This is a genomic window from Streptomyces sp. V4I23, from assembly GCF_030817975.1.
Lineage (GTDB): Bacteria > Actinomycetota > Actinomycetes > Streptomycetales > Streptomycetaceae > Streptomyces.
On the sequence record NZ_JAUSZW010000004.1, the window covers coordinates 4,842,950 to 4,856,193 of the forward strand.

10 protein-coding genes and 1 rRNA gene are annotated in these 13,244 nt (G+C 69.0%); 7 read left to right on the forward strand and 4 right to left on the reverse strand.

Annotated features, from left to right (window positions below):
• The first annotated feature begins 32 nt into the window (after positions 1–32).
• The 3 genes from QFZ82_RS24365 (at position 33) to QFZ82_RS24375 (ending at position 3,591) form a co-directional block, all read left to right on the forward strand.
• On the forward strand, positions 33–1,184 hold the full coding sequence (locus QFZ82_RS24365) for an SIS domain-containing protein (protein ID WP_307715182.1): 1,152 nt from the start codon (positions 33–35) through the stop codon (positions 1,182–1,184).
• Positions 1,185–1,347: 163 nt separating this feature from the next.
• Entirely contained in the window at positions 1,348–2,526 is a 1,179-nt protein-coding gene (manA, locus tag QFZ82_RS24370; RefSeq protein WP_307715183.1) for a mannose-6-phosphate isomerase, class I, read from the forward strand.
• 99 nt (positions 2,527–2,625) lie between these two features.
• A complete protein-coding gene (locus QFZ82_RS24375; RefSeq protein ID WP_307715184.1) occupies positions 2,626–3,591 on the forward strand; it encodes a cation diffusion facilitator family transporter in 966 nt (321 codons plus the stop codon).
• 66 nt (positions 3,592–3,657) lie between these two features.
• On the opposite strand, the gene QFZ82_RS24380 is transcribed toward QFZ82_RS24375, so the two are convergent.
• Positions 3,658–4,815: an IS30 family transposase gene (locus tag QFZ82_RS24380; protein WP_307717827.1), complete on the reverse strand. Its 1,158-nt coding sequence runs from the start codon at positions 4,813–4,815 to the stop codon at positions 3,658–3,660.
• Positions 4,816–4,984: 169 nt separating this feature from the next.
• Positions 4,985–5,653 (reverse strand): signal peptidase I, encoded by a 669-nt coding sequence (gene lepB / locus QFZ82_RS24385; RefSeq protein WP_307715185.1) that lies wholly within the window; start codon positions 5,651–5,653, stop codon positions 4,985–4,987.
• A 633-nt stretch (positions 5,654–6,286) separates the two neighbouring features.
• Between lepB and ahcY the strand changes: the two genes are divergently transcribed.
• Together ahcY and QFZ82_RS24395 are read left to right on the forward strand one after the other, a co-directional pair.
• Positions 6,287–7,744, forward strand: coding sequence for an adenosylhomocysteinase (gene ahcY / locus QFZ82_RS24390; protein WP_307715186.1), 1,458 nt, complete (start codon positions 6,287–6,289; stop codon positions 7,742–7,744).
• A 239-nt stretch (positions 7,745–7,983) separates the two neighbouring features.
• A complete protein-coding gene (locus QFZ82_RS24395; RefSeq protein ID WP_307715187.1) occupies positions 7,984–8,598 on the forward strand; it encodes a hypothetical protein in 615 nt (204 codons plus the stop codon).
• 70 nt (positions 8,599–8,668) lie between these two features.
• Here the strand turns inward: QFZ82_RS24395 and QFZ82_RS24400 are convergent, their stop codons facing one another.
• On the reverse strand, positions 8,669–9,796 hold the full coding sequence (locus tag QFZ82_RS24400; RefSeq protein ID WP_307715188.1) for an RDD family protein: 1,128 nt from the start codon (positions 9,794–9,796) through the stop codon (positions 8,669–8,671).
• Positions 9,797–9,920: 124 nt separating this feature from the next.
• Between QFZ82_RS24400 and QFZ82_RS24405 the strand changes: the two genes are divergently transcribed.
• Positions 9,921–10,928: a stage II sporulation protein M gene (locus QFZ82_RS24405; RefSeq protein ID WP_307715189.1), complete on the forward strand. Its 1,008-nt coding sequence runs from the start codon at positions 9,921–9,923 to the stop codon at positions 10,926–10,928.
• A 194-nt stretch (positions 10,929–11,122) separates the two neighbouring features.
• Here the strand turns inward: QFZ82_RS24405 and QFZ82_RS24410 are convergent, their stop codons facing one another.
• Positions 11,123–11,386 (reverse strand): hypothetical protein, encoded by a 264-nt coding sequence (locus QFZ82_RS24410; RefSeq protein ID WP_307715190.1) that lies wholly within the window; start codon positions 11,384–11,386, stop codon positions 11,123–11,125.
• Between the two features lie 138 nt (positions 11,387–11,524).
• Between QFZ82_RS24410 and QFZ82_RS24415 the strand changes: the two genes are divergently transcribed.
• Positions 11,525–13,051 (forward strand): 16S ribosomal RNA (locus QFZ82_RS24415).
• Positions 13,052–13,244: the final 193 nt, after the last annotated feature.

Sequence of the window (13,244 nt, forward strand, 5' to 3'; positions counted from 1 at the left end):
CGCACGCGTACGGCGATCGGAGGCCCCACCCCATGCTCGACGAGTCGCTCCTCGACGCCCCGGACGCTCTCGCCCGCATCGACCACCGAGGCCTCCTGCGCGGCGCCGCCGAAGCCGGGGCGCGGGTACGCACCGCGGCCCGGCACGCGGCCGAGGCCGGAGTCGCCGAACTCACCCCCGAAGGACGCCCACGGGTCGTGCTCGTCGCCGGGCCCGGCACCGCCGCCGTCGGGGTCGCCGACCTCATCGGCGCCCTCGCCGGGGCGTCCGCCCCCGTCATCGCGCTGCGGCCCACGGGCGTGGCCCACGCCGCGGGCGCCCTGCGCTGGGCCCTGCCCGGCTGGGCGGGCTCGCTGGACCTGCTGCTGGTCGTCACCACCGACGGCAGCGAACCGGGCCTCGCCCTGCTCACCGAGCAGGCCTACCGGCGCGGCTGCACCGTCGTCGCCGTCGCACCCCGCACCTCCCCGCTGTCCGAGGCGGTCGACGGCGCCCACGGCCTGGTCGTCCCGATGGCCACCGCCCCCTACGAGCTTTACGAGGAGGGCCAGGCGGCGAGCCCCGGAGCCCTGTGGGCCCTGCTGACACCGCTGCTGTCCCTCCTCGACCGCGTGGGGCTCCTCGAAGCGCCCCCCGAGATCCTCGCCAAGGTCGCCGACCGGCTCGACCGCACCGCCGAGCGGTGCGGGCCCGCCATCGCGACGTACAGCAACCCGGCCAAGACGCTCGCCGCCGAACTCGCCGACAGCCTCCCCCTCATCTGGACGGAGGGCACGGGCGCGGCCCCCGCGGGCCGTCGCTTCGCCGCCGCCCTCGCCGAGCTCGCCGGTCTGCCGGCGCTCGCCGCCGAGCTTCCGGAGGCGCTGCCCGCCCACGGCGTGCTCCTGGTCGGGGACTTCGCGGGCGGGGCGGACCCCGAGGACTTCTTCCGTGACCGGGTCGACGAGCCGCAGGCGCTGCGGGCCCGCATCGTCCTGCTGCGCGACCGGCCCGCGGGCGGGCTCACCGCCGCGCCGGCTGCACGCGAACTCGCCCTCGGTCACGACACCCCGATCAGCGAACTCGAACCGGAGGACGGCTCGGAACTCGAATCGATCGCCGAGCTGCTCGCCGTGACGGACTTCGCCGCCGTGTATTTGTCGCTCGCGGAATCGGGCGACCGCGGCCGGGGCGACCAGTCGTAGGCGATCTCGCGCAGCGGACACCCGCCGGACACCGGGCGTCCGCCGAACCGGCGCTCCGCGTACGCGGGCCCGCCGTATCAAGGGCCGACGAACCGGAGCCGGTGCCCCGCAGCCGGCCGTACCGCCCCGCACACAGCCGTACCGAAGAAGGACCGAGAAGCCCATGGATCGCCTCGCCAACACCGTGCGCCCCTACGCCTGGGGGTCCACGACCGCCATCCCGGAGCTGCTCGGCGTCGCTCCCACGGGCGAGCCGCAGGCCGAGATGTGGATGGGTGCCCACCCCGGTGCGCCTTCCCACGTCAGCCGTGGCGGCGAGAACGCCCGGCCGCTGTCCGAGGTCATCGCCGACGCACCCGAGCGGGAGCTCGGCGCGGCGGCCGTCGCCAAGTTCGGCCCCCGGCTGCCGTTTCTGCTGAAGCTGCTCGCGGCCGGTGCCCCGCTGTCCCTCCAGGTCCACCCCGACCTCGCCCAGGCGAAGGCCGGATACACCGCCGAGGAAGAGGCTGGCGTTCCGCTCGACGCCCCGCACCGCAACTACAAGGACGCCAACCACAAGCCCGAACTGATCTGCGCGCTCACGCCGTTCGACGGCCTGTGCGGCTTCCGCGCACCCGCCGAGGCCGCCGATCTGCTCGCCGGTCTCGACGTGGACTCCCTCAAGCCGTACGTCGACCTGCTGCACGCCCACCCCGAGGAGGCAGCCCTCCGCGAGATCCTCACCGCCGTACTGACCGCGGACCGCGAGGAGATGGCGGCCACGGTCCACGAGGCGGCGGCCGCCGCCGAACGGCTCGGCGGCCCCTACGCCCCGTACGCCTCCATCGCCCGCCACTATCCCGGCGACCCGGGTGTCATCGCGGCCATGCTGCTCAACCACGTCCGACTCCAGCCCGGCGAGGCCCTGTTCCTCGGCGCCGGAGTCCCGCACGCCTACCTGACCGGCCTCGGCGTCGAGATCATGGCCAACTCCGACAACGTGCTGCGCTGCGGACTGACGCCCAAGCACGTCGACGTACCCGAACTGCTGCGCATCGTCCGCCTCGAGGCGACCGACCCTGGTGTGCTGCGCCCCGAGCCCTCGCCCACCGGCGAAGAGGTGTACGCCACCCCGATCGACGAATTCCGCCTCTCCCGCTTCGTGCTGGCCGCCGACTCCGCGCCATGCGACCTGACGGCCCCGACCCCGCAGATCCTGCTGTGCACCGCGGGCGGCGTGACGGTGGGCGAGCTGGCGCTCGCCCCAGGCGAATCGGCCTTCGTACCGGCCGGCGAGATCGTGCGCATCACGGGCACCGACGGCGGCCCGGGCACGCTCTTCCGCGCCACAGTGGTGGCCTGAGACAGCGCCCCTTCGGGGTGCTGCAACAATGGCGCACCGCAAAGGCCGGGCAAAGCCCCGGAAGCGATCGACGTCAGTACGAAGGGACACCCGGAACACATGAGCGCGTCAGGCGGCACCAAGGCGATCGTGGCGGCACTCGCCGCCAACCTCGCTATCGCGGTAGCGAAGTTCGTGGCGTTCCTCTTCAGCGGATCGTCGTCGATGCTCGCGGAGAGCGTCCACTCGCTGGCCGACTCCGGCAACCAGGGACTCCTGCTGCTCGGCGGCAAGAAGGCCCAGCGCGAGGCCACCCCGCAACACCCCTTCGGCTACGGGCGCGAGCGCTACATCTACGCCTTCCTCGTCTCCATCGTGCTCTTCTCCGTCGGTGGCATGTTCGCCATCTACGAGGGCTACGAGAAGATCAAGCACCCCCACGAGATCACGGACTGGTACTGGCCGATCGGCGTCCTCGTCTTCGCGATCATCGCGGAGGCGTTCTCGTTCCGCACCGCCATCAAGGAGTCGAACGAGCTGCGGGGCAAGCTGAGCTGGCCGCAGTTCGTGCGCCGGGCCAAGGCCCCCGAGCTGCCGGTCGTCCTGCTGGAGGACCTGGGCGCGCTGGTCGGTCTGATCCTGGCGCTGGTCGGCGTGAGCCTGGCCATCGCCACCGGCAACGGCGTCTGGGACGGCATCGGCACCCTGTGCATCGGTGTCCTGCTGATCGTCATCGCCGTCGTGCTCGCCGCCGAGACGAAGTCCCTGCTGCTCGGCGAGGCCGCCGGCACGGAAGAGGTCGAGAAGATCAAGACCGCCCTCGTGGACGGCGACGTGGTCACCCGCATCATCCACATGCGCACGCTGCACCTCGGCCCCGAGGAACTGCTCGTCGCCGCGAAGATCGCCGTCCAACACGAGGACACGGCGGCCGAGGTGGCCGCGGCGATCGACGCCGCCGAGGACCGCATCCGCCAGGCCGTGCCGATCGCGCGTGTGATCTACCTGGAGCCGGACATCTACGACGAGTCCGCGGCAGCGGCGGGCGCCGACCGCGGTGAGGCGCCGGGCGGTTCCGGCCACTGAGCCGCTGACAGCACGGGAAAGGCCCCGGACCGGTGGGCGGTTTCCGGTGGTCGTCGCAACACGTGATCACTGACGTGTGGCGGCGAGCAGTTTAGACAGACGCTCGGCTGGGGTTTCCCAGCCGAGCGTCTTGCGTGGGCGGCTGTTGAGTTCGGCAGCAACGGTGTCGAGGTGCTCACGGGTGTGCCGGGACAGGTCGGTGCCCTTGGGGAAGTACTGCCGCAACAGGCCGTTCGTGTTCTCGTTCGACCCACGCTGCCAAGGGCTGCCGGGGTTGCAGAAGTAGACCGGAATGCCGGTGGTGACGCTGAACGTGTGGTGACCGGCCATTTCGGAGCCCTGGTCCCAGGTCAGGGACCTCTTCAGGTGCTCCGGCAAGGTCTGGACAGTATCCGCCAGGGCGTCGCCGACAGCGACCGCGCCGCTGCCCTGGGGCAGGTGTACCAGCATGAGGTAGCGCGTGCTGCGCTCCACCAGCGTGGCGATGGCCGAGCGGTGGTCCTTGCCGACGATGAGGTCGCCCTCCCAGTGGCCGGGCACGGCCCGGTCGTTGGCCTCGGCCGGGCGGTCGCTGATCAGCACCATGGGGTGTGTGAACCGCTGCTGGCGGCTGTGGGCCTGGCGTTGAGGGCGGCGCATGGCGCGTCCTGTCCGCAGGGCCAGGGTCAGTTCCCGGCGGAGCTCTCCGCGGCCTTGGACGTAGAGGGCCTGGTAGATCGTCTCGTGGACCACGTGCATCTCCGGCCGGTCGGGGAAGCGCCTGCGCAGAGCGTGACAGATCTGCTCAGGGCTCCACCGCCTGGTGAGGTGGTCCTGGATGAAGTCGCGCAGCTCGGGGTTCTGACCGATCTTGCCGGGCTTGGGGCGCGGGCGGCGCTGTTGGGCCCGGCGCTGGGCGGCATGGGGCCGGTAGGCCCAGCGGAAGCGGTCGCCGCGCAGGGGCATGCCGTTTCGGCGTATCTCCCGGCTGACGGTGGACGGGCTGCGGCCCAGCTCGGCGGCGATGGCACGGACTGTCGCCTTCTCCCGGAACCGGTCGGCGATGTGGATCCGCTCGTCTTCCGTCAGGTACCGGGACGGCCCTGAGGCCACCCGCACGGCATTCGCGGGTGGCCTCGGACGCTTCTTCCGGCCCTCGGGCCGGCCGTTGCGCCACTCACGACCGGTCCGAGGGTTGACCCCGACTCGTCTGGACGCCTCAAGATTGCCGAACCCGAGCTGCATGAGCCGGAAGTATTCCTCCCGCTCCCGCTCCCGTTGCAGCTTGCGGGGCCCTTGCTCCTTGCGGCTCTTCCGGATCTTGAAGTCCATCGCATCCCCTGAACTGGGGTGTTGCGACGACCACTAGAACGGAAGGTGAGGTCCGGGGCCTTTCCCGTGAACCGCCTTCGCGCTACGGGGTGTACACCGGGGGCGGGCCGTACGGGGCGCGGCGCCTGCGTCCGGCCAGCCACCCGGCCAGCCCGCATCCCGCTCCCGTCAGCCCGGTCACCGCTCCGAGCACCATGGCCGCACCGAGCGCCACCGGCACGTTCACGTCGTCGACGATCCGGCCCTGCACGGCCGTGAGCGGCACGGCCCCTCCGCCGGCCTCGTCGTCGAAGGAGCGGGAGTCGCGGGAGTTGCCCCGGTTGTCCCCGAGCATGAACAACCGGTCCTCGGGGACCGTCACCTCGAAGGGCATCCCTCCGACGGGGTCGGCGTCCCGGACGTACGGCTCCGCCAGCGGCTTCCCGTTGACCGTGATCGGCCCGCCGTCGATGCGGCCCACGAGCCGGTCGCCGCCGACGCCGACCACCCGCTGCAGCACGGGCAGGTCTCTGTAACGGGCCGGCATGCGGTAGAGCACGACGTCCCCGCGGCGCACCTGCGAGCCGTCGACCTTTTCGTAGAAAAGCCGGTCACCGACGCCGTACGTCGGACTCATGCCCTCGCTCGCGACCGTGAGCCCCGAATAGTTCGCCCGGAACGTCAGCAGCGAGCCCAAGAACAGCGTCACGCCCAGCGGCGCCAGCACCCATCCGGCCAGGCGCAGGCCGCGCCCCGGTCTCCCCGATCCCATCTCTGTTCCCTCCCCGGAACCCGTGCCCCCGGCGACCGCCGTCGACGGGCGGTGCGGGCGCAGCGCGAAGCCCGCGCGGCGCCCGACCCTACGGGACGCCGATCACCGACCTCGCGCAGCACCTCGAGAACCGCTGACTCGCCCGGGGCGGGCATGGGGAATGACGTTCTCCTCGCCGAGCCCCGTCGTGCCCAGCTCCTCAACGCGCACGCGCACGCGCCCGCGACCAGCGCCTCGGCGTAAGCCACCTTGCCTGCCCCCATGAACAGCGTGGACATGCCGGTCTCGCGCTCCTGCTCCGAGTCAGCTCGCGCCGGATGAGGGTGGCGAGGCCCTGGCCGAGCGGCATCACCGGAATCAAAAGCGCGGAAAGCGCTGTCGGATCAGGCCCCGGACCGCGGAATCTGGCCGGAACCAGGGGCCGGGCGGGCTGGGGCCGACTGGGCTGATCGGTGTAGATTCGTCACCGGTCAGACGTCGCTGCTGATGGCGGTCGGGCGGTCCCGCGCGGACCGGCCGAGGGAGAGAGGGCCTCCGACGGACTGTCCTGCGGGCTCCCGGGCATTCGTATGTCCAGGCCGCCGCAGAGCAAGCCGTACCCACCCTCGACCCGAACCACGAGGAGCAGCTCGCATGTCGACTGTCGCCAACGGCCAGGACTTCAAGGTCGCCGACCTTTCCCTCGCCGCCTTCGGCCGCAAGGAGATCACTCTCGCCGAGCACGAGATGCCCGGCCTGATGTCGATCCGCAAGGAGTACGCCGCCGCCCAGCCGCTGGCCGGCGCCCGCATCACCGGCTCCCTGCACATGACCGTGCAGACCGCCGTGCTGATCGAGACCCTGGTCGCCCTCGGTGCCCAGGTCCGCTGGGCCTCCTGCAACATCTTCTCCACCCAGGACCACGCCGCGGCCGCCATCGCCGTCGGCCCCAACGGCACCCCCGAGAGCCCGCAGGGCGTCCCCGTCTTCGCCTGGAAGGGCGAGACGCTGGAGGAGTACTGGTGGTGCACGGAGCAGGCCCTGACCTGGCCGAACACCCCCACCGGCGGCCCGAACATGATCCTCGACGACGGCGGTGACGCCACCCTGCTCGTGCACAAGGGCGTCGAGTTCGAGAAGGCCGGCTCGGCCCCGGACCCCTCGACCGCGGACAGCGAGGAGTACGGCCACATCCTGACCCTGCTCAACCGCACCCTCGCCGAGAACCCGCAGAAGTGGACGCAGCTTGCGTCTGAGATCCGCGGTGTGACGGAGGAGACGACGACGGGCGTCCACCGTCTCTACGAGATGCACCGCGAAGGCACGCTGCTGTTCCCGGCGATCAACGTGAACGACGCCGTGACGAAGTCGAAGTTCGACAACAAGTACGGCTGCCGGCACTCGCTGATCGACGGCATCAACCGCGCCACCGACGTCCTCATCGGCGGCAAGACGGCCGTCGTCTGCGGCTACGGCGACGTCGGCAAGGGCTGCGCGGAGTCCCTGCGCGGCCAGGGTGCCCGGGTGATCATCACCGAGATCGACCCGATCTGCGCCCTGCAGGCGGCCATGGACGGCTACCAGGTCACGACCCTCGACGAGGTCGTCGAGACGGCCGACATCTTCGTCACCACGACCGGCAACAAGGACATCATCATGGCCTCCGACATGGTCAAGATGAAGCACCAGGCGATCGTGGGCAACATCGGTCACTTCGACAACGAGATCGACATGGCCGGTCTGGCCCAGGTGCCCGGCATCGTCAAGGACGAGGTCAAGCCCCAGGTCCACACCTGGACCTTCCCCGACGGCAAGGTCCTGATCGTCCTGTCCGAGGGCCGGCTGCTCAACCTGGGCAACGCCACCGGACACCCGTCGTTCGTGATGTCCAACAGCTTCGCCGACCAGACGCTGGCCCAGATCGAGCTGTTCACCAAGCCCCAGGACTACCCGACCGACGTCTACGTGCTCCCCAAGCACCTCGACGAGAAGGTCGCCCGTCTCCACCTCGATTCCCTCGGCGTCAAGCTCACCACCCTGCGCCCGGAGCAGGCGGAGTACATCGGCGTCAAGGTCGAGGGCCCGTACAAGTCCGACCACTACCGCTACTGATCACCACCGCGACACCGATCACCTCCGATCGTCACTGATCTGATCGCTGGTCCGGACTGACGGCTGGTCCGGATCTGATCGCTGGTCCGCCGCCGGGTAGCGGCGGCGGACGTGATCGGTACCAGGCAGGCCCCCGCACCCCCGTGTCGGGGGCCTGCCCCGTACCTCTCCTCGAACGGTCCGGTCAGGGCGTGTCGCCACGCCGCCGAGCCTCACCGCACAAGGACACTCACGCCCCCATGCCCCGCGGCCGTTATTCGCTCCACGATCCGCACGATCACACCCCCCTCGCTGAAGAGCACTTCCAGTGCGCCCCCGGCCCTTCCGGCTGGCGCTACGTCTCCCGCACACTCACCCCCTCCGGTGATCAGGCCGGCACCGTCGACCTGGCCATCGACGATCTCGGCCGCCCCATCCGACTCGAACTCCACGCAGCGGGCTGGCAGGTCCGAGGCGCCGCCCTGGACGGCGTCACCTGGGTCCGGACCGACCCCTCCGGTGCCCATGCCACGGAAGGCAATGTGCGCGCCCACGCCTTCACCGGCACTTCCCCCGCCTTCCTCGTCGCGACCGCCCGCCTGCTGCGTCTCACCCCCACCGCCCCCGCGACCCGCGTACGCATGGTCGCCTTCACGGACCCGGTCCTCGCCCCCCGCACCGTCGACCAGTCCTGGGCCCTGATGAAGAGTGAAGCGCACGCCACTGACAATGGCCCCCTGACCGTGGACGAATACCAGGTCAGCGCCCTGGACACGGGCGAACAGCACACCGTTCACATCGCCGGCGACGTGGTCCTCGCGGCGCCGGGCATCGAGCTGGAAGACCTCGAAAGCCCGCCGTCGGTCTTCCCCTGACGGCGGGCTCTGCGGTGGGGGCATCGGCCCGTCGGCCGCCACTGGGGAGAGGCCGGCCGGTCGGGCGGGGTCAGGCGGGTGGTGCGAATCCGGTCGACGACGGCGGCTTGACCTCGACGGGTTCCGGACGCCCTGGCGCACCGATCGGGACCGCCGCACCCACCGCCGCGACTCCGGTATCGTTCCCGGCCGCCAGGCCGGGACTCGCCCAGGAAGCCCCGCCACCCCCGCCAGAACCGGATTCGACGGATCCGTGCCCTGCGGATCCCTGATCCGAGCTTCCCCGCCGTTCGCCGCCCGACCCGGCTGGACCGGCCGACTCCGGCCCCGAACCGATACCCGCCCCGGTCGTGTCCTGCCCCGCCGTGTCCGGCGCTCGCGACGGCTCCACCGCATATGCCCCCGCGGCCGCAGCGGCACGGTCGTCGGCCTCGGCGGACCTGGCCGCCGCAGCGAAGACACGTCGTGCGTCGCGCGCCTGCCGCTCGTTCACCACAGCCGCCAGATACGCGGCGGGCGGCACACCTTCGGGCGCCGGCGTGCCCGTACGCGCCGACAGGTCTCCCGCGAGCCGCTGCGCCATCGACCAGCTCACGGCGGCGTCCAGCTGCCGCATGCGCGTCAGGTATTGGCGTATGGCGAGCCACAGGTCATCCGGCACACCCGACAGATCGAGCCCGGAGAACCGTCCGACCAGCCACGGTGGCGGCGGCGGAACCGCCAGCGCCCCGCGGGCCGCCGGCACCCGCTCCCGTACGACCAGCGTCCCGGCGAAGACGTCACCGATGCGCCGCCCCCGTGCCGAGACCAGCGAGGCGATACAGGCGATGACCCCGAACGTCATCAGGATCTCCACCACCCCCATCGCACCGCGCACCAGCGCATGCCGGAACCGGATGGGCCCTCCGTCGTCCCGCACGACCCGTAGCCCACAGGCCAGCTTGCCCAGCGACCGCCCATGACTGAGGGTCTCCACAGCGATCGGCGCACCCACGGGCACCAGCAGGAACGTCGCGATCGACACCGCCATGACCGCAGCCTCGTCGAGAGACGCCGTGGCGACCGCCAGCCCGATCGACACCAGCAGATACGCCGTCCACACCACCACCAGGTCGATCACGATCGCGAGCGCCCGGCTCGGCAACCTCGCAGGCTGCAGCCCCAGTACGACCGCGTCCCCCGTCACAAGCCCACTCACCGCTGCCACCCCTCGTCTTCCTCGACCTTCCCTGCCCCTTGGTTCCTCAGTCTGCCAAGCTGACCGGCAGCGCGCCGCAGTAGTACGGACCGTACGCACCCAGTGCCTGGAGCAGCAGCCGACCATGGACCTCGACGTCTTTGTCACCGCCCACCGCGCAGAGTGGGACCGCCTCGACTACCTCCTGCGCAGGGGAGGCCATCTCACCGGAGCCGAGGCCGACGAACTCGTCGCCCTGTACCAGCGCACGGCCACGCATCTGTCCCTTATCCAGTCCAGCGCGCCGGACCCGGCGCTCACAGGCAGGCTCACCCAGCTCGTCGCGCGCGCTCGCGCCACGGTCACTGGCACCCGGCGGGCCGGCTGGCGGGACGTCGTCACCTTCCTGACCGCGGGCTTTCCGGCGGCGGTCTACCGCTCCCGTCACTGGTGGATACCGACAGCCGTCCTCTCCACGCTGCTCGCGGCCGTCATCGGCTGGTGGATCGGCGCCCACCCCGAGGTCCAGTCCGCGATCGCCGCTCCGGAGGAGCTGCGGCAGATGACCAAGCCGGGCGGGGACTACGAGACGTACTACTCCAGCCACCCCGCGGCGTCGTTCGCCGCCCAGGTCTGGACGAACAACGCCCAGGCTGCGGCCATGTGCCTGGCCCTCGGCGCGTTCCTGTGCGTCCCGGTCATCTGGATCCTGTTCATCAATGTCCTCAACCTGGGAGTCGGCATCGGCCTGATGTCGTCCGCCGGTCGCCTCGACACGTTCCTCGGGCTGATCCTTCCGCACGGGCTGCTGGAACTGACGGCAGTCTTCGTCGCGGCCGGCACCGGTCTCCGGCTGGGGTGGACCGTCATCGATCCCGGTCCGCAGTCGCGACGGACCGCCCTCGCCCAACGGGGACGGGCCGCGATCGGGATGGCCATCGGCCTGGCCCTGGTCCTCTTCGTCTCCGGCGTCATCGAGGCCTTCGTGACCCCGTCCGGTCTCCCGACCTGGGCCCGGATCACCATCGGCGTCGTCGCTGAGCTGGTGTTTCTGGCATACGTGTACGTCCTCGGCGGCCGAGCCGCCCGGGCGGGCGACATCGGTGACGTGGACGAGGCGGACCGGAGCGCGGAGCTCCCGTCCGCGGCCTGAGGGGCGGATGTGCAGAGAGGCCCTGTGAGCTGCTAGCCTCCTCTTCGCCCACCGGACCCGTTGACACGGGAGAGGTGGGGAGGTAGATTTAGACAGTTGCCTGGACTGGACAGGTTCGGGCGTGAACATCTAGAGTCTCTCTCGCTTCCGCCGGGATCTGATTCCCGAGAAGCCATTCCGAATCTTTATCCGGATCAGCTCGCCGATTTGGTCGGCTGAAATGCTTCTGATAAAGTCGGGTCCGCCGGAAAGGGAAGCGCGAAAGCGAAGAACTGGAAAGCACCGAGGAAATCGGACGCGAAAGAGTCTGATAGAGTCGGAAACGCAAGACCGAAGGGAAGCGCCCGGAGGAAAGCCCCAGAAGATGTTCTGCGGGTGAGTACAAAGGAAGCGTCCGTTCCTTGAGAACTCAACAGCGTGCCAAAAATCAACGCCAGATATGTTGATACCCCGTCCATCTTAGGATGGTCGAGGTTCCTTTGAAAAAGTCCATCCCGCTTGCGGGATGGCAATCACAGCGAGGACGCTGTGAACGACCGGTCTTATTCCGACCGGTTGTTCCGCTCTCGGATGTGTCACCCGATCACGGGTAAACATTCATGGAGAGTTTGATCCTGGCTCAGGACGAACGCTGGCGGCGTGCTTAACACATGCAAGTCGAACGATGAACCTCCTTCGGGAGGGGATTAGTGGCGAACGGGTGAGTAACACGTGGGCAATCTGCCCTGCACTCTGGGACAAGCCCTGGAAACGGGGTCTAATACCGGATAACACTGCGGATCGCATGGTCTGCGGTTGAAAGCTCCGGCGGTGCAGGATGAGCCCGCGGCCTATCAGCTTGTTGGTGGGGTGATGGCCTACCAAGGCGACGACGGGTAGCCGGCCTGAGAGGGCGACCGGCCACACTGGGACTGAGACACGGCCCAGACTCCTACGGGAGGCAGCAGTGGGGAATATTGCACAATGGGCGAAAGCCTGATGCAGCGACGCCGCGTGAGGGATGACGGCCTTCGGGTTGTAAACCTCTTTCAGCAGGGAAGAAGCGAAAGTGACGGTACCTGCAGAAGAAGCGCCGGCTAACTACGTGCCAGCAGCCGCGGTAATACGTAGGGCGCAAGCGTTGTCCGGAATTATTGGGCGTAAAGAGCTCGTAGGCGGCTTGTCACGTCGGATGTGAAAGCCCGGGGCTTAACCCCGGGTCTGCATTCGATACGGGCAGGCTAGAGTGTGGTAGGGGAGATCGGAATTCCTGGTGTAGCGGTGAAATGCGCAGATATCAGGAGGAACACCGGTGGCGAAGGCGGATCTCTGGGCCATTACTGACGCTGAGGAGCGAAAGCGTGGGGAGCGAACAGGATTAGATACCCTGGTAGTCCACGCCGTAAACGTTGGGAACTAGGTGTTGGCGACATTCCACGTCGTCGGTGCCGCAGCTAACGCATTAAGTTCCCCGCCTGGGGAGTACGGCCGCAAGGCTAAAACTCAAAGGAATTGACGGGGGCCCGCACAAGCAGCGGAGCATGTGGCTTAATTCGACGCAACGCGAAGAACCTTACCAAGGCTTGACATATACCGGAAACGGCCAGAGATGGTCGCCCCCTTGTGGTCGGTATACAGGTGGTGCATGGCTGTCGTCAGCTCGTGTCGTGAGATGTTGGGTTAAGTCCCGCAACGAGCGCAACCCTTGTTCTGTGTTGCCAGCATGCCCTTCGGGGTGATGGGGACTCACAGGAGACTGCCGGGGTCAACTCGGAGGAAGGTGGGGACGACGTCAAGTCATCATGCCCCTTATGTCTTGGGCTGCACACGTGCTACAATGGCCGGTACAAAGAGCTGCGAAGCCGCGAGGCGGAGCGAATCTCAAAAAGCCGGTCTCAGTTCGGATTGGGGTCTGCAACTCGACCCCATGAAGTCGGAGTTGCTAGTAATCGCAGATCAGCATTGCTGCGGTGAATACGTTCCCGGGCCTTGTACACACCGCCCGTCACGTCACGAAAGTCGGTAACACCCGAAGCCGGTGGCCCAACCCCTCGGGGAGGGAGCTGTCGAAGGTGGGACTGGCGATTGGGACGAAGTCGTAACAAGGTAGCCGTACCGGAAGGTGCGGCTGGATCACCTCCTTTCTAAGGAGCACAGCACCGATTGCAGACAAACGTTCTGCACGGTCAGCTCATGGGTGGAACGTTGATTATTCGGCGCACTCGGTCACTGGTGACCGCTAGTACTGCTCCTCGGAGCGTGGAACGCGACCATCCAGGGATCGGCTGTGCCGGGCACGCTGTTGGGTGTCTGAGGGTGCGAGCGTTGCTCGCCCTT

What these genes read in the sequence shown, in the direction of transcription:
- QFZ82_RS24410 (WP_307715190.1), bottom strand. Translation starts at nt 11,386, where the DNA reads ATGGACGGGGTATCAACATATCTGGCGTTGATTTTTGGCACGCTGTTG.
- ahcY (WP_307715186.1), top strand. Translation starts at nt 6,287, where the DNA reads ATGTCGACTGTCGCCAACGGCCAGGACTTCAAGGTCGCCGACCTTTCC.
- QFZ82_RS24375 (WP_307715184.1), top strand. Translation starts at nt 2,626, where the DNA reads ATGAGCGCGTCAGGCGGCACCAAGGCGATCGTGGCGGCACTCGCCGCC.
- lepB (WP_307715185.1), bottom strand. Translation starts at nt 5,653, where the DNA reads ATGGGATCGGGGAGACCGGGGCGCGGCCTGCGCCTGGCCGGATGGGTG.
- QFZ82_RS24395 (WP_307715187.1), top strand. Translation starts at nt 7,984, where the DNA reads ATGCCCCGCGGCCGTTATTCGCTCCACGATCCGCACGATCACACCCCC.
- QFZ82_RS24365 (WP_307715182.1), top strand. Translation starts at nt 33, where the DNA reads ATGCTCGACGAGTCGCTCCTCGACGCCCCGGACGCTCTCGCCCGCATC.
- QFZ82_RS24405 (WP_307715189.1), top strand. Translation starts at nt 9,921, where the DNA reads ATGGACCTCGACGTCTTTGTCACCGCCCACCGCGCAGAGTGGGACCGC.
- QFZ82_RS24380 (WP_307717827.1), bottom strand. Translation starts at nt 4,815, where the DNA reads ATGCAGCTCGGGTTCGGCAATCTTGAGGCGTCCAGACGAGTCGGGGTC.
- manA (WP_307715183.1), top strand. Translation starts at nt 1,348, where the DNA reads ATGGATCGCCTCGCCAACACCGTGCGCCCCTACGCCTGGGGGTCCACG.